The sequence below is a fragment of the Pseudomonas sp. NPDC089422 genome (genome assembly GCF_044749405.1).
Lineage (GTDB): Bacteria > Pseudomonadota > Gammaproteobacteria > Pseudomonadales > Pseudomonadaceae > Aquipseudomonas.
The window spans coordinates 138152-158486 of sequence record NZ_JBIVHW010000015.1 but is presented as its reverse complement, the minus strand read 5'-3'; the positions used below and the strand labels follow the sequence as shown (position 1 = coordinate 158486).

General features: G+C 65.9%; 19 protein-coding genes. 5 read left to right on the top strand and 14 right to left on the bottom strand.

The genetic code is table 11. The annotated features are described in order from the left end of the window. The 3 genes from ACIPZ8_RS24740 to ACIPZ8_RS24730 form a co-directional block, all read right to left on the bottom strand. Window positions 1–1030, bottom strand: a 1030-nt coding sequence (locus tag ACIPZ8_RS24740) for a GTP-binding protein (protein WP_400728845.1), incomplete at its 3' end; no start/stop codon positions are given. A 325-nt stretch (window positions 1031–1355) separates the two neighbouring features. Then, a complete protein-coding gene (locus ACIPZ8_RS24735) occupies window positions 1356–2927 on the bottom strand; it encodes an amidase (RefSeq protein WP_400728853.1) in 1572 nt (523 codons plus the stop codon). A gap of 32 nt (window positions 2928–2959) precedes the next feature. Beyond that, complete coding sequence (locus ACIPZ8_RS24730; protein ID WP_400728842.1) at window positions 2960–4396, bottom strand: coniferyl aldehyde dehydrogenase; 1437 nt, start codon at window positions 4394–4396, stop codon at window positions 2960–2962. A 183-nt stretch (window positions 4397–4579) separates the two neighbouring features. Between ACIPZ8_RS24730 and ACIPZ8_RS24725 the strand changes: the two genes are divergently transcribed. After that, on the top strand, window positions 4580–5563 hold the full coding sequence (locus tag ACIPZ8_RS24725; RefSeq protein WP_400728839.1) for a flavin reductase: 984 nt from the start codon (window positions 4580–4582) through the stop codon (window positions 5561–5563). Beyond that, window positions 5560–6894: an MFS transporter gene (locus ACIPZ8_RS24720; protein ID WP_400728836.1), complete on the top strand. Its 1335-nt coding sequence runs from the start codon at window positions 5560–5562 to the stop codon at window positions 6892–6894. The genes ACIPZ8_RS24725 and ACIPZ8_RS24720 overlap by 4 nt, the downstream gene beginning before the upstream one ends. On the opposite strand, the gene ACIPZ8_RS24715 is transcribed toward ACIPZ8_RS24720, so the two are convergent. From ACIPZ8_RS24715 to ACIPZ8_RS24700, 4 genes are read right to left on the bottom strand one after another with little or no spacing between them, the layout of a single operon-like run. Beyond that, window positions 6873–7340: a DoxX family protein gene (locus tag ACIPZ8_RS24715; RefSeq protein WP_400728833.1), complete on the bottom strand. Its 468-nt coding sequence runs from the start codon at window positions 7338–7340 to the stop codon at window positions 6873–6875. The two genes, ACIPZ8_RS24720 and ACIPZ8_RS24715, sit on opposite strands and share 22 nt — an antisense overlap. Before the next feature lie 10 nt (window positions 7341–7350). Then, on the bottom strand, window positions 7351–8106 hold the full coding sequence (locus ACIPZ8_RS24710) for a DNA-binding domain-containing protein (RefSeq protein ID WP_400728830.1): 756 nt from the start codon (window positions 8104–8106) through the stop codon (window positions 7351–7353). Continuing rightward, window positions 8103–8936, bottom strand: coding sequence for a DUF692 domain-containing protein (locus tag ACIPZ8_RS24705; protein ID WP_400728827.1), 834 nt, complete (start codon window positions 8934–8936; stop codon window positions 8103–8105). The genes ACIPZ8_RS24710 and ACIPZ8_RS24705 overlap by 4 nt, the downstream gene beginning before the upstream one ends. 16 nt (window positions 8937–8952) lie before the next feature. After that, window positions 8953–9240, bottom strand: coding sequence for a DUF2282 domain-containing protein (locus ACIPZ8_RS24700; RefSeq protein ID WP_400728824.1), 288 nt, complete (start codon window positions 9238–9240; stop codon window positions 8953–8955). A 486-nt stretch (window positions 9241–9726) separates the two neighbouring features. On the opposite strand from ACIPZ8_RS24700, the gene ACIPZ8_RS24695 reads away from it, so the two are divergent. Continuing rightward, window positions 9727–10314, top strand: coding sequence for a sigma-70 family RNA polymerase sigma factor (locus ACIPZ8_RS24695; protein WP_400728822.1), 588 nt, complete (start codon window positions 9727–9729; stop codon window positions 10312–10314). Then, the gene (locus ACIPZ8_RS24690) at window positions 10301–10942 is read left to right on the top strand and encodes a DUF1109 domain-containing protein (protein ID WP_400728819.1); all 642 of its coding nucleotides are present in this window, start codon (window positions 10301–10303) and stop codon (window positions 10940–10942) included. The genes ACIPZ8_RS24695 and ACIPZ8_RS24690 overlap by 14 nt, the downstream gene beginning before the upstream one ends. Window positions 10943–10948: 6 nt before the next feature. On the opposite strand, the gene ACIPZ8_RS24685 is transcribed toward ACIPZ8_RS24690, so the two are convergent. From ACIPZ8_RS24685 to ACIPZ8_RS24675, 3 genes are read right to left on the bottom strand one after another with little or no spacing between them, the layout of a single operon-like run. Further along, window positions 10949–11764 (bottom strand): LuxR C-terminal-related transcriptional regulator, encoded by an 816-nt coding sequence (locus ACIPZ8_RS24685; RefSeq protein WP_400728816.1) that lies wholly within the window; start codon window positions 11762–11764, stop codon window positions 10949–10951. 53 nt (window positions 11765–11817) lie between these two features. Further along, the gene (locus ACIPZ8_RS24680) at window positions 11818–13236 is read right to left on the bottom strand and encodes an aminotransferase (RefSeq protein WP_400728813.1); all 1419 of its coding nucleotides are present in this window, start codon (window positions 13234–13236) and stop codon (window positions 11818–11820) included. 36 nt (window positions 13237–13272) lie between these two features. Next, entirely contained in the window at window positions 13273–14376 is a 1104-nt protein-coding gene (locus ACIPZ8_RS24675) for a polyamine ABC transporter substrate-binding protein (RefSeq protein WP_400728810.1), read from the bottom strand. Between the two features lie 238 nt (window positions 14377–14614). Between ACIPZ8_RS24675 and ACIPZ8_RS24670 the strand changes: the two genes are divergently transcribed. Continuing rightward, the gene (locus ACIPZ8_RS24670) at window positions 14615–16006 is read left to right on the top strand and encodes an FAD-dependent oxidoreductase (RefSeq protein ID WP_400728807.1); all 1392 of its coding nucleotides are present in this window, start codon (window positions 14615–14617) and stop codon (window positions 16004–16006) included. A gap of 156 nt (window positions 16007–16162) precedes the next feature. Here ACIPZ8_RS24670 and ACIPZ8_RS24665 read toward each other — a convergent pair whose 3' ends face one another. Genes ACIPZ8_RS24665 through ACIPZ8_RS24650 form a run of 4 tightly spaced genes read right to left on the bottom strand, consistent with a single transcriptional unit; the run spans window position 16163 to window position 20304 of the window. Then, entirely contained in the window at window positions 16163–16867 is a 705-nt protein-coding gene (locus ACIPZ8_RS24665) for an NAD(P)H-dependent oxidoreductase (protein WP_400728804.1), read from the bottom strand. Window positions 16868–16876: 9 nt separating this feature from the next. Beyond that, window positions 16877–18511, bottom strand: a complete 1635-nt coding sequence (locus ACIPZ8_RS24660; protein WP_400728801.1) for an ABC transporter ATP-binding protein — start codon at window positions 18509–18511, stop codon at window positions 16877–16879. A gap of 2 nt (window positions 18512–18513) precedes the next feature. Next, entirely contained in the window at window positions 18514–19341 is an 828-nt protein-coding gene (locus ACIPZ8_RS24655) for an ABC transporter permease (RefSeq protein WP_261943893.1), read from the bottom strand. Window positions 19342–19344: 3 nt separating this feature from the next. Beyond that, window positions 19345–20304: an ABC transporter permease gene (locus ACIPZ8_RS24650; RefSeq protein ID WP_400728798.1), complete on the bottom strand. Its 960-nt coding sequence runs from the start codon at window positions 20302–20304 to the stop codon at window positions 19345–19347. Window positions 20305–20335: the final 31 nt, after the last annotated feature.

Genomic DNA, 20335 nt, shown 5'->3' with positions numbered 1-20335 from the left:
AGGTCAGAGTACCAACGAACGGGTCGGTGGCAATCTTGAACGCCAGGGCCGAGAACGGCTCGTTGTCGTCAGCAGGACGCTCGTCGTACTGCTCTTCGGTGACTTCTTCCTTCGGCACGTCGATCAGATCAGGGTGGATACCCTTGATCGCAGGGATCTCGGTTGGCGCAGGCAGGAAGTCAATGACGGCGTCGAGAACCAGGGGAACGCCCTTGTTCTTGAACGAGGAACCGCAGACAGCAGGAACGATCTCGCTCGCCAGGGTACGGGCGCGCAGACCAGCCTTGATGTCTTCGACGGACAGGTCACCTTCTTCAAGGTACTTGTTCATCAGCTCTTCGTTGGCCTCGGCAGCAGCCTCGACCATGTTCGCGCGCCATTCTTCGGCCAGATTGAGCATGTCCGCAGGAATTTCTTCCTCGCGGTAGGTGGTGCCTTTGTCGTCTTCGTTCCAGTAGATAGCTTTCATCTTGATCAGGTCGACCTGACCCTGGAAGTTATCTTCCGCACCGATGGCCAGCTGAACCGGGACCGGGGTGTGACCCAGACGGTTCTTGATCTGACCTACGACGCGCAGGAAGTTTGCACCGGCACGGTCCATCTTGTTCACGTAGACAACACGTGGAACGCCGTACTTGTTGGCCTGACGCCACACGGTTTCGAACTGCGGCTCAACGCCGGAAGTTCCGCAGAACACAACGACCGCGCCGTCGAGTATGCGCAGCGAACGTTCTACTTCAATGGTGAAGTCAACGTGGCCGGGGGTATCGATGACGTTTACACGGTAATTGTCATACTGACCAACCGAACCTTTCCAGAAGGTGGTAACGGCAGCGGGGGTAATGGGGATACCGCGCTCCATCTCCTGCACCATCCCGTCGGTGGTCGCGGCGACGTCGTGCACCTCACCTATCTTGTGGCTCACACCTGTGTAGAACAGGATCCTCTCGGTAGTGGTGGTTTTGCCCGCGTCAATGTGGGCATAGATACCGATGTTACGGAAGTGATCGATTGGTGTAGTCCTAGCCATTTTGATTGCTCCTGATTTAGAAACGGCCACCGCCTGCTGAGGTGTCACGCGCACGAGTATGGAGGCAGTCAAAATGCGACGAAACTGGCATAAATATCAGGTCCACTAACATGGTATTTCAGAATTTCCGCTTTACTCATGAGGAATTTGAAACGTGTTATGAGTACGGCCTGAAAAGCTGTAACTGAAATTTGAAGCGTTCTGGGTAGCACTACAAAGCCAATGTCATGCTTGCCGCAGACACTCGTGCAGCACGAGCGCTGGGCAAGTCATTCTCAGTGATACTTCTGAAATACCTCACCAAATTGCCGGCCCTTTTCAAGCCTTACAGCTGCGCCCGGCGCCCGGCCCACGGGCGGTCCTGCTCCAGCTGGCTGGCCAGGCGCAGCAGCACATCTTCGCCACCGAGCCGGGCGGTGAACAGCATGCCCACCGGCAAGCCGCCGTCGCTCTGCCCCAGCGGCAGGGAGATCGACGGTTGGCCGCTGACGTTGGCCAGCACGGTGAAGCCGGCGCTGCCCATCGCCCGTTGCGCGTAGCTGTCCCAGGGCTGGTCGAGGCTGAGCTGGCCCAGGGCCGGGGTGAGGTTGGCGGTGACCGGCGAGAGGATCACATCGAAGCGGGTGAACGGCTGCTCCATCGCCGCGCCAATGCGCTCGAAGCTCTGCCGTGCGCGGTACATCGCCTCGCCGTTGGTGGCGCTGGCTCGCTTTAGCACCACCTGGGTGATCTGCTCCAGGTCGCCCGGCCCTGCCGCGCGGCCCAGCGCCTGCTCGCGCTCGTGCACCAGGTTCGACAGCGCGGTGCCGATCACCGTCCCATGGGCGCCGAACAGCTCGCGCGGGTCCACGGAGAGATGTAATTCTTCGAGTTCATGGCCGAGGCCCTGCAACTGCTTGATGGTCTGCTCCAGGGTGGTGGCCACTGCAGGGTCCAACGGTGCGCCGGTCAGCGACTGGCGCACCACGGCCACACGCAGCTTGCCTGGAGAACGCTTCAACTCCTCCACGTACGGGCGCTCCAGCGGTGCGCTCCAGTAGGCGCTGCCGGCTTCGTGGCCCTGCCCGGCATCGAGGAACAGCGCAGTGTCACGCAGCGTGCGCGACACCACATGGCCAACGCTGGCACCGAACCAGCCCTCGAAGTGCAGCGGGCCACTGGGCGTGCGATACCGGCTGGGCTTGAGCCCGACCAGGCCGCAGTACGACGCCGGGATGCGGATCGAGCCGCCGCCGTCGGTGGCATGGGCCACCGGGACGATGCCGGCTGCCACCGCCGCGGCGGCGCCACCGGATGAGCCACCGGCGCTCATGGCCAGGTTCCACGGGTTGTGGGTCTGGCCCCAGAGCAGCGATTCGGTGGTGGTGGTCAGGCCGAACTCCGGGCAGGTGGTCTTGCCGAACGGCACCGCACCGGCCTGCTCGTAGCGGGCGATCAGGGTGCTGGTGACGCTGGCCGGCGGCGCATCGCGGAACAGCCGGCAGCCATGGGTGGTCGGCGTGCCTTGCAGGTAGGTGTTGAGGTCCTTGAGCAGCAGCGGCACCCCGGCCAGCGCGCCCTTGGCACTGTCACCGGCAGCGCGGCGACGGGCCAGCAGAGCCCGTGCGTAGGCCTCGTGCAGCATGTTCACGGCGCCGACCCTGGGGTTGACGGCGGCATGCCGGGCCAGCGCGGCGGCCAGCAGCTCTTCGCCGCTGAGGCTGCCGGCGCGTACCGCCTCGGCCATGGCCCAGGCGTCCAGGACTTGGTAGTCGGCGGCTGACAGGCCCATGGTTGCGGCGTCGGCAAAACGCCCCAGCAGGCCAACGCCGAGGCCGACAGCCCCGGCCTTGAGCACGCCGCGGCGTGACCAGCTGGAGATAGCAGTGGAATGCGGATCTTGGGTCTGGTTACTCATGGCGTCCTGTTCTTCATTGTTGTAAGTACGCATCAGTCGGCAGTGACCTGGGCCAGCATGGCGGCGAGGTAATGCTCGCCATACGGTGGCAACAGCCCCCACTCGCGGCGCGGGTCGTGTGCCGGGGCCTGGAACACGGTGCGCAGGTGGCTGAACTCCAGGAACCCCTCGCGGCCGTGATAATGCCCCATGCCCGAGGCGCCGACACCGCCAAACGGCGCATCGTGCAGGGCGGCATGCATCATCACGTCGTTGAGCGTCACCCCGCCAGACAGCGTGTGGTCGAGCACCCGCTGTTGCTCCTGCGGGTCCTCGCCGAAGTAGTACAGCGCCAGCGGCCGTGGCCGGCTGTTGATCTGGGCAATGACCTGGTCCAGCGTGTCATAGGCCAGCACCACCAGCGCCGGGCCGAAGATTTCTTCGTGCATGATCTGCGCCTGCCCGGGCGGGTTGACCACCACGCTCAAGGGCCGACGGCGTTCAGCCGCAGTGCCTGGGACCACCTCGGGCATCGTCTCGACGCGCACGCCAAGCTGCTGCGCATCCTGCACCAACGCTTCGACCCGCGCCAAGTGCCGGGCATTGACCACGGCCACCACGTCCGGGTTGCCGGCCACTGTCGGGTTCAGCGCACTGTACGCGGCGCGCAGCTCGGCGAGGAAGCACTCAAGCCGCGCCCGGGGCACGTAGACCAGGTCCGGGTTGATGCAGATCTGCCCGGCATTGGTGGCCTTGGCCACCGCAATACTGTGCGCGGCCTTGGCCAGGTCGGCGCTGGCCGACACGATCACTGGCGACTTGCCGCCCAGTTCCAAAGTCACCGGCACCAGATTCTGCGCAGCATTGGCCATCACCTTGCGCCCCACCGCCGTGCTGCCGGTGAACACCAGGTGGTCGAACGGCTGGGCGGTGAAGGCATCGGCCAGCTCCGGGCCACCGGTCACTACCGCCACCTCCAGCGGGTCGAGGTGCGCGGCGCACAGTTCGGCGACCAGCGCCGCCGTGCGCGGCAGCACCTCGGACGGTTTGAGGATGGCCCGGTTGCCGGCGGCCAGGGCCGACGCCAGCGGGCTGAACAGGGTGTACAACGGGGCATTCCAGGTGCCGATGATGCCCACCGTGCCCTTGGGCTGGTAACGCACCCAGGCCTTGGCGCCGAGCTGGTCGTAGGGCGCGAAGGGCGCCCTGGGCTCATCGGCCATCCACTGCTGCAGGTGGTCCCTGGCGTGCTTGAGGCTGGCCAGGGCACCGAGCACATCGTTCATCAGGGTGAAGCCGGCGGGCCGACCGCCGAAATCCTCGTCGATGGCCTGGGTCAGGCTCTCGTGGTGGCGCACCAGCAGATCGATCACCTGCTGCAGGCGCTGGCGACGGCGCTCGGCCGTGACGGCGCCCTCGCCGACGAAGGCGCTTTGCTGGCGCGCTAACAGGCCGCTGAGCGCCTGGACCGATGACGGAACGGGTGGCATGGGTGTCTCCTCTGGCTGTTGACTGCGCCCGATGCGCATGGCGCCACACTAGCCATGGCGCGGCGGCTGCGCCTCGTCCGATCGGACCAGAATCGAGCCACTGCGTTAGTCCGTTGAGACGATGCCCGGCAAGGCCTGCAGGCCAATACTGGCGGCACAAAAGCCACCCGCATGAGGCCAGCCATGGCAACCCAACAGATCGGTTTCGACCCCCAGGCCTTCCGTGCCGCACTTGGCACCTTCACCACTGGTGTCACCATCATCACCTCCCAGGGCGAAGACGGCGCGCCAGTGGGCATTACCGCCAACAGCTTCAACTCGGTGTCGCTTAACCCGCCGCTGGTGCTGTGGAGCCTGTCCAAGCAGGCGCGCAGCCTGCCGGTGTTCAGCAACGGCAAGCACTGGAACGTGCACGTGCTGTCGATCGGGCAAGAGAAGCTGTCCGGCCGCTTCGCCACCCAGGGCGAGGACAAGTTCGCCGAAATCGAGCTCGACAACGGTATCAGCGATGCCCCGCTGCTGCAGGATTGCACCGCGCGTTTCCAGTGTCGCACCGCCTTCCAGTACGAAGGCGGCGACCATGTGATCTTCGTCGGCGAGGTGCTGGCGTTCGACCACAGCGACCGCGCGCCGCTGGCCTTCCAGAGCGGCCAGTACGCCCTGGCCACGCGCAAGCCGCGCAGTGAGCTGCGCCTGGCCACCACGCCGCCGCCACCGGAATGCAGCTACACCGAAGACCTGCTGGGCTACCTGCTGGGCCGCGGCCACTACCAGGTGCTCAACCGGTTGCGCCAGCTGCTCAGCAACCAGCAACTGGATGAACAGGCGTTCTTCGTGCTGGCGGTGCTGTCGATCCGCGACAACCTGACCCTGGACGAGCTCAATACCTTCGTCAGCTACACCGGCCATGTGGTGACCCTGGCCGGCATGCGCTTCCTCGAACGCCAGGGGCTGGTGGCCATCGAAGGGGATGACGCGCCATTGCGCTTCGTGCTGACCGCCAATGGCCGCGAGCTGTCGTTGCAGCAGGTGGCGCTGGCCAAGGTGGTCGAGGAAGATCTCATCGGCAAGCTCGGTGAGGCCGATGCCCAGGCGCTGAAGGTGTTGCTCAAGCGCCTGATCGTGGTCAGCGACCCCGGCCTGCCGGACCTGTGGGCACCGCGATGAGCAGCGCCACGCCTACCCTGCCGTCGACCACGGTCGGCTGGCGCAGCCACGGCCTGCTGCTGTTGCTGGCGGCCGTGTTCGCCGACAACTTCGTCGGCCGGCAGATCCTGGCGGTGATGTTCGAGCCGATCAAGGCTGAGTTTCAGGTCGGTGACAGCGCCCTGGGCCTGATCTCGGGGCTGGCTTTCGCCGCGGTGTATGCCCTGCTCGGCTTGCCGGCCGGGCGCCTGGTCGACCGCCTGCCACGCCTGCGCCTGCTGGCGCTGGCCTGCCTGCTGTGGGCGCTGGCGACCATGAGTTGCGGGCTGGCGGGCAGTTTCGTGGTGCTGGCCCTGGCGCGCATGCTGGTGGCGGTGAGCGAGGCGCCGACCACCTCGGCGTCGCTGTCGCTGATCGCCGACCTGTACCCGCCGCAGCGGCGCTCGTTCGCCATCAGTTGCTTCACCGCTGCACCGACCTTCTCGTCGATCATCGGCCTGAGCATCGGGGCCTGGGTAGTCGAGCAGTATGGCTGGCGCACGGCGTTCATCGCCCTGGGGCTGCCGGCCCTGGCCTTTGCCGTCATCCTTGGGCTGCTGGTGCGCGAGCCGGCACGTGGCCGCTGGGACCTGAATAGCCACCCTGCACCGGCGCCGCGCCTCGGCCTTGGTGCCGAAGCCCGCGCACTGTGGGCGCTGGCGCCCTACCGCTGGCTGATCCTCGCAGGCGGGCTGACCACGCTGGGTTCCTATGCCGTGGCCATGTGGAACACCAGCTTCCTGGTGCGCTCCCATGGCTTGTCGCTGCGCGAGGCCGGCATGCTTGCGGGTGTGGTCTGCGGCAGCGCTGCCGGCATGGGCGGGCTGTTTAGCGGCTGGCTGAGCGACCGCCTGGCCCGCCGGGGCGCGCACTGGCAGCTGTCACTGCCAGTGCTGGGCCATTTGGCAGCGCTGTCGGCACTGGCCAGCTACCTGCTGTGGCCCAGCGAGCGGCTGATGTACCTGGGCGCCCTGCCGGTGCCGGTGGCGATGCTGTGGTGCGCGCTGTACAGCTTCTTTGCCGTGTGGTGGGTGGCGCCGTCCTACAACCTGGTCACGCAGCTGGTGGCGGCGCAGCAGCGCGGCACGGCCATGGCCCTGCAGACCATCGTCAGCACCTTGCTGGGTGTGGGGGCCGGGCCACTGCTGACGGGCCTGCTCAGCGACCTGCTGCAACCGCTGTTCGGCGTGCAATCGCTGCGCTACGCGCTGTTGCTGGTGAGCCTGCCGGTACTTGGGGCGGTGCTGCTGTTGCTGCGCACGTCCCTGCATGTGCAGGCCGGTGTCAGCGATCAGCGCACCTTCAGCAGGTGATCCAGGGACACCTTGCCCGCCCCACGCGCGATCAGCAGCAGGAGCAAGCCCGCCCAGGTCAGGTGGGTGGGCCAGGCATCCGGGTAGACGAACACTTCGATCACCGTGGTCATGCCCAGCAACGCCAGGGCTGACAGTCGGGTCATCAGGCCCAGCACCAGCAGCAGCGAAAACAGGTGCTCGGCGTAAGTCGCCAGGTGCGCCGCCAGCCAGGGGGAAAGCAACGGCAAGGCGTACTCGGTGCGAAACAGCTCGTAGGTACTCGGCGTGATGGTGAGAAAGCCTTCGACCTTGGTTCGCCCGGACAGGAAGAACACCGAGGCAATGCCGAAGCGCGCAACCAGGCACAAAATGCTGTCGCCCAGGTGCTGTTGCAGGGCGTCGGCAAGCCGGTTCCAGGCGTGGCGCAGGTTGCCGGCCGAGGGTGTGGAGTGGACGTGGTCCATGGCGGTGTCCTCAAGCAAAGCTGAGCGGGCGGAAGACCTGTGCACCGACCAGGCGGCCGAGCAGGTCGCCGAAGTCCAGGTCCGGTTGGGTGTGTTGGGCAAACTGTGAGGCCTGTTCAAGCGACTGCCCGGCTGCGCAGGCCTGCAGGAACGCGCAGCCGCCCTGCTCCAGCGGCTGGTGACTGACGCCCTCGGGGCCACCGACAAACAGCGCGCCTTCACCGACCCAGGGCTGATCGTCTGCCCAGGCCAGCTGCTCGCGGCCGCAGCGCCAGAGGCGATAAGCCGGGTGCACCGCGCACCAGTGCCAGCGGGCATTGCCACGGGGGTACAGGACGCTGCGCGCCAGGTCGCCGGCCGTCATGCCCGCCAGCTCCGCCAGGTCGAGGCAAGGCGCATCGAGCGCGCTGAAGGCCTCGTTCCAGCAGGCATCCAGCCGTGCAACCTCGGCCAGGTACGGCACACCATGTTGTGCCTGCGCCTGCTCGATAAAATCGGCGAAGGCTGCGCCGTAATGGATCAACCGTGGGTCGTCGGGTGGCGCTTGCCGTGCGTAGGCCGCTGCGGCCGCTTCCATCCATTCGCGCCCGACCAGGGTCAGCACGCTGGGAAAGTTGTCACACAACGCCTCTACGCAGCCGGCCATGACCGTATTGCGGTACACCGCGAACGCCGGCTGCCCGGTGAGCGCCGCCAGCCCTGGCGCCGGGTGCCCCTGCAGGGCGGCGACGAACGCGTCCTGAAACTGGCTCAAGGTGAGGTTCATGGCCGCTCTCCTGGGCTATCAAGGGTCGCCTGGGCCATGGCCCGTTCGCCCAGCAGTTCATTGAACGACGGGACATTGCCATCCCGCTCGACCAGCGTCGGGCGCGAGCCAATCCGGGCGATCAGGCGCCGGTAAAGGGCCCAGACCGGCTCGGCGACTCGCGCATCGTGCGAGTCGATCAGCAAGCTGCCTTGTGCGTCGTGGCTGTAACCGGCCAGGTGGATTTCGCTGATCGCCTGTGCCGGAAAGCGGTCCAGATAATCGGCAGCACTGAAGCCCAGGTTATGCGCGCTGACATAGACGTTGTTGACGTCCAGCAGCAAGCCGCAACCCGTACGCCGGGCCAGTTCCGCCAGGAAATCGATCTCGTCCCATTCATGCCCGTCCAGCTGCAGGTAATGGCTGGGGTTCTCGATCGAGATCCGCCGCCCCAGCGCTTCCTGGCTGCGCTGGATGTTGCTGCTGATGCGGGCCAGCGCTTCGTTGCTGCGCGGGAACGGCAGCAGGTCGGGGTGATAGGCGCCGCGCCAGGTCGACCAGGCCAGGTGCTCGGACACCAGCACCGGCCGCACCTGGTCGATCAGCGTGCGCAAGCGTTGCAGGTGCTGCGGGTCCGGCTCGGCATCGGCCGCCAGCGACAGCGCCACGCCGTGCAGCGACAGCGGGTGGCGCTCGGCGATGCGCAGCAGCCAGGCAAGGCGCGGGCCGCCGACCATGTAGTTCTCCGGGTGAACCTCGAACCAGAGCCCTTCGGCGCTGCACGCCAGCGCCGCGTCATAGTGCTCGGCCTTGAGCCCGATCCCGGCGCCCAGTGCTGCCTTGCCGTTCATGGTCGGCCTCCCCTGCTCAGGACTGGATCGGGGTCAACGAACCCATGCCGTTCGGGGTCTTGATCGAGGTGCAGGTGCCGGCCGGGACGTTCTTCCAGTGCATGCCGTCGTAGTCCTTTTTCGCAGAGCCTGCGCAAGTGGTGCCGGCGCCAGCCTTGCAGTCGTTCTTGCCGGCCATGGCGACGCCGTAGCATTTTTCCATGGTGGCGCCGCTGCCGGCCGGTTGGGTGGGGGTGGCCGCCAGGGCGGCGCTTGCCAGCGAAGCGAGGGCCATGGCAGCGGTGGCGAGGGCTAAGGTTTTCATGCTGAAGTCTCCAGAGTGGGTGGCCGTGGCAGGTTTACCGGCGGCTCATGGAGTAGTTCGTGGCGTGGGCGGATCGGGTTACAGACCTCGGAAAAAATTTTCGCTCAACCGGCTGGTGCTGAGCCTGATCTGAGAGGTGTAGCGCCTATGAGATCGAGCGCCGCCCGCGCGGCGCATCGCAGGCAAGCCTGCTCCTACATTTGTTTCGGGCCAGTCATGCCTGTGCCATTGGCGCGCGTACCCTTGGTGCATGGCTCGAAATCGCGTCGTAAAAACAAGGGGGCGCGCGCCAATGCCTCAGGAATAATTGGCCCGAAACAAATGTAGGAGCAGGCTTGCCTGCGATGCGCCGCGCGGGCGGCGCTCGATCTCATAGGCGCTGAAAATGGTTTGTAGATATTTTTCGTACAGCGCCTAAGGTTCAATCCAGGGGGTCGCCAACGGCTGGCTCACCAAAATGCACCCACGGTGTAACCCAGGCGACCCATGCAGCGAACTAACTCACAGGCAGTGCTCGATGCGCGCGAAGCCCAGCTGCAAGCCTTGCTGCTGGCCGGGCTGGCAGGCGATGCGCAGGCCTACCGGGCCTTCCTCGCGGCCCTGGCGCTGCATATCCGGGCGTTTCTGCGGCGGCGCCTGGCCAGCCGTCCGGCCGAGATCGAAGACCTGCTGCAGGAGGTGCTACTGGCGGTGCACAACGCGCGGCATACTTATCAGGCGCAGCAACCGTTGACCGCCTGGGTGCAGGCGATCGCCCGCTACAAGCTGGTCGACTACCTGCGCAGCCGGGCCCGCCTGGATGCCCACAGCGCGCCACTGGATGACGACGCCGAGCTGTTCGCCAGCAGCGATGCGGAACCGGCCGAAGCCAGCCGCGACCTGGCCAGGCTGCTGCAACAGCTGCCCGAGCGCCAGCGGCTGCCGATCGTCCACGTCAAGTTGCAGGGGCTGTCGGTGGAGGAAACTGCGCAACTGACCGGGCTTTCCAGCTCAGCGGTCAAGGTGGGCATACACCGCGGCCTGAAGGCCCTGGCCAGGTTGATTGGAGGTAGGAGCGACGATGAAGACCGATGACCTGATCAGCCTGCTGGCCGCAGGCGAAGGCCCGGTACAGCACAACGCTACGATTCGGCGCCTGGCGTTGGCCGTGTTGCTTGGCGGCCTGGCCGCAGTGCTGATGACTGCAGCCCTCTACGGCGTGCGCAGCGACCTGGCCGAGGTGGCGCGCACGCCGCTGTTCTGGGCCAAGGTGGCCTTGCCCGGCAGCCTGGCGTTGCTCGCGCTGTGGCTGACCAGCCGGCTGGCCAGGCCGGGCGTGCGCGGTGGCCTGGCCCGGGGGCTGCTCGGCCTGCCCCTGCTGCTGCTGTGGCTGGGCGCGGCGCTGAGCCTGGCCGGCGCCCCGCTCGATGCGCGTGCCGACCTGCTGTTCGGCCGCACCTGGCGCACCTGCGCGCTGAATATCACCTTGCTCTCGCTGCCGGGGCTGGTCAGCGTGTTCTGGGCGCTGCGCGGCCTGGCACCGACCCGTTTGCGCCAGGCCGGTGCCGCTGGTGGCCTGCTGGCCGGGTCGACGGCCACCCTGGCCTACTGCCTGCACTGCCCGGAGATGGGCGTACCGTTCTGGGGCCTGTGGTACGTGCTCGGCATGCTGCTGCCGACCGCGCTCGGCGCCTGGCTGGGCCCGCGCCTGCTGCGCTGGTGAGCCCGCTCAGATCCGCCGCAGCCAGCCGATGAACTGGGCGAACAGCTCCGATTGCGAGTTGATGTCCAGCTTCAGGTACAGGTTCTTGCGGTGCATGCGCACCGTCTCTGGCGAGATGCCCAGCTCATGGGCGGTGGATTTCACCGAGTGCCCCTGCAACACCATCTGCGCCACTTGCCGCTCGCGCTCGGTCAGCACCCCACACCCGAAACTGTCGAACGCGGCCTGCACGCTTTCATTGGCTTCCGGCTGCGGCTCCAGGCCGTGCCGGGCAAAGCGCATCAGCAGCTCGCGAACCATCGGCTCAACGGCCTGCAACAGGTGCAGTTGCGCCACACCCAGCCGCGCACCGCTGCAGCCCTGGAACAGGCTCAGGGAGATCTTGCTGTCGTTGCCCAGGTCGACGATGAAGTAGCTGTCCTCGCTGCAGCCGGTGCCCAGGTAATAGGTCTTGTAGTAGTCGCTGTCAAAGAAGTTGTCCGGGGCGATCTCTTCCAGGTGGTAGAAGCCCTGCGCCAGGCCCTTCTGCACCGCCAGGCAGAACGGGTCGAGCAGGTAGCCAGCGGCGAAATAGCGCTCCAGCACCGCCTCGTGATAACGGTCGGGGATGCCCTGCTGGTACAGCAGCTGCGGCGGCTGGCCCTTGCGTTCGAGGCTGATCAGCATCGACTCGGCGTTCACCAGCTGGCTGATGGCCGCCGCCAGCCAGGCCAGCGCGTCCGGGCCCTCGCTGTGGGCGAAGGCCTGTTGCAGGGCGCTGTGCCATTGCTGCAGGGCATGAAACGGCAGGTTTATTGTGGTGTTTTCGTGTGCTCGGCTCATGCCCCGCAGTCTACCGGCCGGGGCACGCGCGCGCATCTTTGGCTGCAGGTCGGTCATTGGCCGTGATACAGGCCCTGCTCGGTCAGCTCCTGCGCCGCCTCGAGAATGCAGCTGCGCAGGGTCTCGACGATCTCGTCCACCTGGGCGTGGGTGACGATCAGCGGCGGCGACATCACGTTCAGGTGCATGATCGGGCGCACCAGCAACCCCTTGGCCTGGGCCCGCACATGGATGCGCTCGCCGATGTTCACCGCGTCCGGGAACAGCGCCTTGGTCTGCTTGTTGGCGACGAACTCGACACAGGCCATCAGCTTCATGCAGCGCACCTGGCCGACCAGCGGCAGCTCGGCCAAGGTCTGCAGGCGCTGCTCCAGGTAGCTGCCGACATCGTTGACGTGGGCCAGCAGGTTCTCCCGCTCGATGATCTCGATGTTCTTCAGCGCCGCCACGCAGCACACCGGGTGCCCGCTGTAGGTGAAGCCGTGGGTGAAGCAGCGGCCCTGGCCCGGTTCGGCGATCACCTTCCAGATGCGCGCAGAGAAGATGCACGCGCCCAGGGGCAGGTAGGCCGAGGTCAGGCCCTTGGCGGTGGTGATGATGTCCGGGGTGACGCCGAACAGCGCTTCGGAGGCGAAGAACGTGCCCAGGCGGCCGAACGAGGTGACCACTTCGTCGGCGACGAAGAGGATGTCGTAGGTCTGGCACACCTGCCACATGCGCTGGAAGTAGCCCTTGGGCGGGATGATCACCCCGCCCGAACCCATGATCGGCTCGGCGAAGAAGGCGGCGACGTTGTCCGCGCCCAGGGAGAGGATCTTGTCCTCGAACTCGGCCACCAGGAAGTCGAGGAACTCGGCCTCGTCCATGTCGTCGCCGGCCCGGTAGAAGTTGGGGTTGGAGACGTGGTGGATCAGCTCGTGGGCGTAGTCGAACTCCGGTACCCGGTCGGCGGCCTTGTTGCCGATCGACATGGTCAGGCAGGTCGAGCCGTGGTAGGCATTGTAGCGGGCGATCACATGCTTTTTGTGCGGTTTGCCGCGGCAGTTCTGGTAGTACTGGATCAGCCGGTAGGCGGTGTCCACGGCGGTGGAGCCACCGGTGGTGAGGAACACGTGGTCGAGGTCGCCGGGCGCAAGGCTCGCGAGCTTCTGGCACAGCTCGATGGCTTTCGGGTTGGCCATGTCCGAGAATGGGTTGGAATAGGCCAGCTGGCGCACCTGGTCGGCAATGGCCAGGGCCATTTCCTCGCGGCCCAGGCCGATGTTGGTGCACCACATGCCGCCAACAGCGTCGAGGAAGCGGTTGCCCTGGGTGTCATGGATGTAGGCGCCGTCGCCGGCCTGGATGTTCAGCGCGCCCTGCTCGGCGTGCTCGTCAAACATGTGGTAACCGTGCATGTAGTGGGCTTTGTCGGCTTTCACCAGCTGGTCGTTGTGCGAGGTGGCGGCCAATGGGCGAGTCGGGGTAGCCATAAGCAATTCCTTGTCGGATCGGTACGGTGAAAGGTGTCAGATGCCGGTCTTGACCGTGCTCCAGACCCGGGTGATGGCGCGCATGGCCTGGGGGTCCTGGGACTTCTGGGTGAACAGCCGCTCGCGGGTCGGCTCGTCGGGGTAGATGGCCGGGTCGTTGCGGATATCGGCCTGCACCAGCGGCGTGGCGGCGGCGTTGCTGTTGGCGTAGTGGATGTAGTTGGTCACCTCGGCCATGGTCTTGGGTTGCAGCAGGTATTCGATGAAGCGGTGGGCATTGGCCACGTGGGGGGCGTCGTTGGGCAGGTAGAGGCTGTCGAACCAGATCAGCGAGCCTTCCTTGGGAATGAAGAACGCCAGGTTGATGTCTTTCTTCGCTTCCACCGCGCGAGCCTGGGCGGTGGCGTAGTCGCCGGACCAGGTCAGGGCCATGCACACGTCACCGTTGGGCAGGCTGGTGAGGTAGTTCACCGAGTCGAACTTCTTGATGTAGGGGCGGATGCCCATGAGCACGTCCTGGGCGGCCTTGAGATCTGCCGGCTTGGCGCTCTGTGGGTCCTTGCCGAGGTACTTGAGGGCCAGCGGGATGACTTCACTGGGCGCGTCCATCACGGTCACGCCGCAGTCGGCGAAGCGCGAGACGATCTTCGGGTCGAACAGCATGGCCAGCGAGCCGATCGGCGCGTCGGGCATGCGCTGCCTGATCTTGTCGACGTTGTAGGTGATGCCCGAGCTGCCCCAGGTGTAGGGCGCCGAGTAGCGCATGCCGGGGTCGAAGGCCTGCAGGCTCTGCACCACTTGCGGGTCGAGGTTGGCCCAGCTGGGCAGCTTGGATTTATCCAGCGGCTGGAACACCCCGGCCTTGATCAGCGGTGGCACCAGCGAGCCGTTGAGCATCACCAGGTCGTAGCCGGAGCGGCCGGTGAGCAGTTTGGTCTGGACCGTCTCGTAGCCGTCGAAGGTGTCGTAGATCACCTTGATGCCGGTCTGCTTCTCGAAATCGGCGAGGGTGTTTTCGCCGATGTAGTCGGTCCAGTTGTACAACCTGAGCGTGTTGCTGGTGTCTGCCTCGGTGGCCAGGGCGGCCGTGGCGGTACAGCACAGCAACAGACTGGAAATCACCTTCAATGCCTTGCGCATAGCAACTCCATCGCGTGGTCAGGATGGAACCACTATCGAGGGATTGGCGGGTGGGGACCATACCCCGAATGGGTGTGTCCCGCGTCCTCGTTGAATCAGACAGTTAAACCATGCATAGGCTCAGCTTATGAATGCATGCGTTTAATCGATTTTATTTATGCACTCCGTACTGCAAGGATGCCTGGCCCAAGGTGCGCTTTCACCCGCGCTCCGCCTGGCCCCTTTCCGGAGACACACGATGCGACCGTTCTGGCTTGAACAAGCCCTGAAAAACCAGCCCGACGAACCCTGCCCGCCCCTGCGCCAGGACACCCGCGCCGATGTCTGCATCATCGGTGGCGGCTACACCGGCCTGTGGACCGCAATCATGCTCAAGGAACAGAACCCCGAACTCGATGTGGTCATCGTTGAAGCGGACATCTGCGGCGCGGGGGCCAGTGGGCGCAATGGCGGTTGTGCGCTGTCCTGGTCGGCGAAGTTCTTTACCCTGGAGCGTTTGTTCGGGCTTGAAGAGGCCATACGCCTGGTGAAGGCATCGGAGCAAAGCATCTATGCGATCGGCGACTTCTGCAGAAAGTACGGCGTGGATGCCGACTACCGTCTGGACGGCACGCTGTATACCTCGACCAGCCAGGCTCAGGTCGGCTCCACGGACGCGGTGGTCGCGGCGCTGGAACGCCATGGCATCAACACCTTCACCAAGCGCGCGCTCGCCGATGTGCAACGCATGGCGGGCTCGGCCCAACACCTTGAAGGCTGGTACTCGCCCGCCGCGGCCAGCGTGCAACCGGCCAAGCTGGTGCGTGGCCTGCGCCGCGTCGCACTGGGGCTGGGCGTGCGTATCCATGAAGGCACGCCCATGGTCGGCCTGGACGAAGGGCAGTCCACCTCGGTCATCACCCCCCATGGCAAGGTCACTTGCGCCAACGTGGTGCTGGCGATCAATGCCTGGATGGCCCGGGCCTTTCCACAATTTTCGCGTTCGGTGGCCATTGTCTCGAGCGACATGATCATTACCGAACCTCGGCCCGACCTGCTGCAGCGCATAGGTCTGACCAGCGGCGTGACCGTGCTCGACTCACGCATCTTCGTTCACTACTACCACAACACCCCCGACGGGCGAATCATGCTGGGCAAAGGGGGCAATACCTTTGCCTTCGGCGGGCGCATGCTGCCGGTGTTCGACCAGCCATCACCCTATGCGGACCTGTTGCGCGGGGCGTTGGAAAAGTTCTTCCCGGCCTTCGCTGGCGTCGATATCGCGGCGACCTGGAACGGCCCTTCGGATCGCTCGGTCACCGGCTTGCCGTTCTTCGGCCGCATGGGCGCCAGGGGCAATATCTTCTATGGCTTCGGTTATTCCGGAAGTGGCGTGGGCCCCTGCCACATGGGTGGTCAGATTTTGTCATCGCTGGTGCTGGGGCTGGACAACCCGTGGACACGTTCGCCCTTGCTCGACGGCCCGCTCGGGCATTTCCCGCCGGAACCTATCCGTTACCTGGGCTCATTGATGGTACGCAATGCCATCCGCCGAAAGGAGCATGCCGAGGACCTTGGCCGGCGCCCTCGCCGGCTGGATGTTCAGTTGGCCAGGTTCGCCGCCGCCGCCGGCAAGGCGGACAAGGGGTGAACCCGGCGTCTGCCTGACCTTTGTAGGAGCGGCCTTGTGTCGCGATAGGGCCGCAGAGCGGCCCCGGCAATATCAGCGGCAAAGCTGAAAACCTGGGGCCGCTTCGCGGCCCTTTCGCGACACAAGGCCGCTCCTACAGATCGCGCCATGCTTGCTTCAGCGCGGCAGCGGATACAACGCCTCATCGAACTGGTCCAGCCGTGGGAAATTCAGCGGCAGGTCATCCGACAGGTGCTGCAGGCGCTGCTCGTAACTGCGCAGGAACGCCTGGCGCGCCTCGTCGTTGATGTACGGCACATGCCAGGCCACGAACGGTTCCAACACCTCGAAGCCGACATAGGCCAGGGTGCCGCGCAGGATCGGCCGCAGCATGTCTTCCAGCGGCCCGTGGATCGCCCCCTCGCCGAACATGTGCTCACGCCCGCCCAGGGTCACGGTCACCAGTGCACGCTTGCCGGCCAGGCCGCCCTGGTCGTAGAAGCGCTTGCCGCCGTAGCACACCCCGGACACCAGCACCCGGTCGATCCAGCCCTTGAGCATCGCCGGCGCCGAGAACCAGAAGATCGGGAAGTTCAGCACCAGCAGGTCGGCCCACAGCAGCTTGTCCAGCTCCTGCTGGATGTCCGGGGCGATGGAACCGCTCTTCACGCCCAGACGCTGCTCCAGGGCATACACCAGGTATTCCGGGTTTTCCCGGTGGCTGAAGTCGTCGGCGCTGGCCACCGGGTTCCAGCCCATGGCGTACAGGTCGCTGACCTGCACCTCATGGCCCTGGGCACGGAAGGTCTGTGCCGCCTGGTCGCGCAGCGCGGCGGTGAAGGATTGAGGCTCGGGATGAGCGTGAACGATCAGGACTTTCATGGGCAATCCTCAAACAGTTGCCAAAGGGGAAGTGGAGTTGCGCGCCGCCAGCAGGCGGTCGAGCCAGTCGGGGTCCATCTCGGGCTCGCAGGCGAACAGCAGCCCGGTGTAATCGCGGTGCGGCGGCTGGAAGATCGCTTCGCGGCTGCCCTGGTCGACCACCCGCCCGCGCTGCATCACCAGCACCTCGTCGGCGATGGCGCGCACGGTGGCCACGTCGTGGGTGATGAACAGGTAGGCCACGCCCAGCTCGCGCTGGATCCGGTCGAGCAGTTTCAGCACGCCCTCGGCCACCAACTGGTCAAGGGCCGAGGTCACTTCGTCGCAGATGATCAGCTGGGGTTCGGCGGCCAGGGCACGGGCGATGCAGATGCGCTGCTTCTGCCCGCCCGACAGCTCGCGTGGCAGGCGGTCCATGTACTTGGCCGGCTCCAGGTCGATCATCCGCAGCAGGTCGGCGACCCGCTCACGCAGCGCCTTGCCCTTGAGCCCCAGGTAGAAGCTCAGCGGCCGGCCGATGATGTCGACGATGCGCTGGCGTGGGTTGAGCGCGGTGTCGGGGATCTGGTAGATCATCTGGATGCGCCGCAGCTGCTCCTTGCTGCGCTGGCGGTAGTCGGCCGGCAGGGCTTCGCCGTCATACAGCACCTGGCCCGCGGTTGGCGGCAGCAGGCCGCTGATCAGGCGCGCGGTGGTACTCTTGCCGCTGCCCGACTCGCCGATCACCGCCAGGGTCTGGCCGCGATAAAGCTTCAGCGACACATCGTGCAGCACCGGCTGCTGGCCATAGCGGGCATCGGCATTGCGCACTTCCAGCAAGGGTTTTTCATTTCCCGGGCAGGCCTTGGCCGCGGTGTGGAAGTTGCGCACCGCCCACAGCGACTGGGTGTATTCCTGCTGCGGGGCACTGAGCATGTGGCGGGTCTGCGCCTCTTCCACCAGGCTGCCGTGGCGCAGCACCATGATGCGGTCGGCCATCTGCGCCACCACCGCCAGGTCATGGCTGATGTACAGCGCGGCGCTGCCGAAGGTTTTCACCGCATCGCGGATTGCCGCCAGCACTTCGATCTGGGTGGTGACGTCCAGCGCCGTGGTCGGTTCGTCGAAGATGATCAGGTCCGGGTGGCAGGCCATCGCCATGGCAGTCATCACCCGCTGCAGCTGGCCGCCGGACAGCTGGTGCGGGTAACGCTGGCCGATGTGCTCGGGGTCGGGCAGGCGCAGGATACGGTACAGCTCCACCGCCTCGGCCTCGGCCTTGGCGCGGTCGATGCCGCCATTGGTCACGGCCGTTTCCACATGCTGGTCGATCAGCCGGTGCGCCGGGTTGAACGAGGCGGCAGCGCTCTGCGCCACATAGGCGATGCGCAGGCCGCGCAGCTTGCGCAGGGTATCGGCGCTGCACTCGAGCAACGGGATGCCGTCGAAGCACACGCTGCCGCCGGTGATCCGGCAGCCATCGCGCACGTAGCCCATCGCGGCCAGGCCCAGGGTGGACTTGCCGGCACCGGACTCACCGATCAGGCCCAGCACCTCGCCGCGCTTGAGGGTCAGGTCGATGCCCTTGATCAGCGGGTGCCAGGCGTCGTCATGCTGGCCTTCGATGCGCAGGCCACGGATTTCCAGCAAGGTATCAGGGTTCATGCTCAGCACTCCTTCAGGCCGCTGGACAGGTGCAGCACCCAGTCGACGACAAAGTTCACGCTCACCGTGATCAACGCCACCGCCAGCGCCGGCAGCAACGGGCTGATGTCACCGAAGGTGATCAGCACCGCGTTGTCGCGCACCATGCTGCCCCAGTCGGCAGTCGGCGGCTGAATGCCGAGGCCGAGGAACGACAAGGCGCTGATGAACAGGAAGACGAAGCAGAAGCGCAGACCGAATTCGGCAATCAGCGGCGCGGCGGCATTGGGCAGCACTTCACGGCTGACCAGCCACCACAGCCCTTCGCCACGTAGCCGTGCGGCCTCGACGAAGTCCTGCACCACCACATTCATGGCCACCGCCCGCGACAGGCGGAACACCCGCGTGGCGTCGAGCAGGGCGATCACCAGCACCAGCGAGGTGGCCGTGGTGCCGACCACGCTGAGGATCAGCAAGGCGAAGATCAGCTGCGGGATGGCCATCAGGATGTCCACCAGGCGCGACAGGCCCTGGTCGATCCAGCCGCCCTTGATGGCCGCGACCAGCCCGCACAGACCGCCCAGCAGGAACGCCAGGCTGGTGGTCAGGAAGGCGATGCCCAGGGTGTTGCGGGCGCCGAACAGCAGGCGGCTGAAGGTGTCGCGGCCAAGGTTGTCGGTGCCCAGCAGGAACTGCGGGCTCCACGGCGCAAAGCCCTCGCCGACCACCTGGGTTTCGCCGTAAGGCGCCAGCAGCGGCGCGAACAGCGCCACCACGGTGTAGGCAACAATCACCAGCAGGCCGAACTTGGCGCTCAGGGGCGCGCGCAGCACAGGTGTGATCAGGCTCATGGTCTACCCCTTCGGATGCATCAGGCGTGGGTTGCTGGCGATCGACAGCACGTCGGCGCCGGTATTGAGCAGGATGTAGGTGCCGGCGAAGATCAGGCTGCAGGCCTGCACCACCGGGATATCGCGCTTGGCCACCGAGTCCACCAGCAACTGGCCGAGCCCCGGGTAGACGAACACCACTTCCACCACCACCACGCCCACCACCAGGTACGCCAGGTTCAGCGCCACCACGTTGACGATCGGCGCCAGGGCATTGGGCAAGGCATGCCTGAAGATCACCCGCGCCGGCGACACGCCCTTGAGCCGGGCCATCTCGATATAGGGGCTGGCCAACAGGTTGATCAGCGACGCACGGGTCATGCGCATCATCTGCGCGATCACCACCAGGCTCAGGGTCGCCACCGGCAGCACCGAGACTTCCAGCACCTCGCCCAGCGAGGCATCCGCAGGCAGGCTGGAGATACCTGGCAGCCATTCGAGCTTCACCGCGAACACCAGGATCAACAGGTAGGCGACGAAGAACTCGGGGAACGACACGGCGCTCAAGGCGCCGGTATTGAGCAGGCGGTCGAACCAGCTGTTGCGGTACAGCGCCGCGAGCATGCCCAGCAGCAAGGCCGTCGGCACCGAGAACAGCGCCGCCAGCAAGGCCAGGCTGAAGGTGTTGCCCAGCCGTGCGCCGACCAGTTCGATGATCGGCCGCTGGTTGGCCAGCGAAACCCCCAAATCACCGTGCAGCAGGCGCCACGCCCACTGCACGAAACGCTGCACGGGCGACAGGTCCAGCCCCAGCTGGGCGCGCAGGGCCGCCACGGTTTCCGGGGTGGCCGACTGGCCGAGCATGGCCTGGGCGATGTCGCCTGGCAGCAGGCTGACTGCCAGGAAGATCACCACCGAGACCGCAAACAGCGACAACAGGCCCAGGGCCAGCCGCTGCACAAGCAGTTTGCCAAGATTGTTCACCGTACCATTCCTCGTCTGGATGCTTGCGAAA

Coding starts and splice junctions, on each gene's coding strand:
- ACIPZ8_RS24735 (WP_400728853.1), bottom strand. CDS start 2,927: ATGAGTAACCAGACCCAAGATCCGCATTCCACTGCTATCTCCAGCTGG.
- ACIPZ8_RS24730 (WP_400728842.1), bottom strand. CDS start 4,396: ATGCCACCCGTTCCGTCATCGGTCCAGGCGCTCAGCGGCCTGTTAGCG.
- ACIPZ8_RS24725 (WP_400728839.1), top strand. CDS start 4,580: ATGGCAACCCAACAGATCGGTTTCGACCCCCAGGCCTTCCGTGCCGCA.
- ACIPZ8_RS24720 (WP_400728836.1), top strand. CDS start 5,560: ATGAGCAGCGCCACGCCTACCCTGCCGTCGACCACGGTCGGCTGGCGC.
- ACIPZ8_RS24715 (WP_400728833.1), bottom strand. CDS start 7,340: ATGGACCACGTCCACTCCACACCCTCGGCCGGCAACCTGCGCCACGCC.
- ACIPZ8_RS24710 (WP_400728830.1), bottom strand. CDS start 8,106: ATGAACCTCACCTTGAGCCAGTTTCAGGACGCGTTCGTCGCCGCCCTG.
- ACIPZ8_RS24705 (WP_400728827.1), bottom strand. CDS start 8,936: ATGAACGGCAAGGCAGCACTGGGCGCCGGGATCGGGCTCAAGGCCGAG.
- ACIPZ8_RS24700 (WP_400728824.1), bottom strand. CDS start 9,240: ATGAAAACCTTAGCCCTCGCCACCGCTGCCATGGCCCTCGCTTCGCTG.
- ACIPZ8_RS24695 (WP_400728822.1), top strand. CDS start 9,727: ATGCAGCGAACTAACTCACAGGCAGTGCTCGATGCGCGCGAAGCCCAG.
- ACIPZ8_RS24690 (WP_400728819.1), top strand. CDS start 10,301: ATGAAGACCGATGACCTGATCAGCCTGCTGGCCGCAGGCGAAGGCCCG.
- ACIPZ8_RS24685 (WP_400728816.1), bottom strand. CDS start 11,764: ATGAGCCGAGCACACGAAAACACCACAATAAACCTGCCGTTTCATGCC.
- ACIPZ8_RS24680 (WP_400728813.1), bottom strand. CDS start 13,236: ATGGCTACCCCGACTCGCCCATTGGCCGCCACCTCGCACAACGACCAG.
- ACIPZ8_RS24675 (WP_400728810.1), bottom strand. CDS start 14,376: ATGCGCAAGGCATTGAAGGTGATTTCCAGTCTGTTGCTGTGCTGTACC.
- ACIPZ8_RS24670 (WP_400728807.1), top strand. CDS start 14,615: ATGCGACCGTTCTGGCTTGAACAAGCCCTGAAAAACCAGCCCGACGAA.
- ACIPZ8_RS24665 (WP_400728804.1), bottom strand. CDS start 16,867: ATGAAAGTCCTGATCGTTCACGCTCATCCCGAGCCTCAATCCTTCACC.
- ACIPZ8_RS24660 (WP_400728801.1), bottom strand. CDS start 18,511: ATGAACCCTGATACCTTGCTGGAAATCCGTGGCCTGCGCATCGAAGGC.
- ACIPZ8_RS24655 (WP_261943893.1), bottom strand. CDS start 19,341: ATGAGCCTGATCACACCTGTGCTGCGCGCGCCCCTGAGCGCCAAGTTC.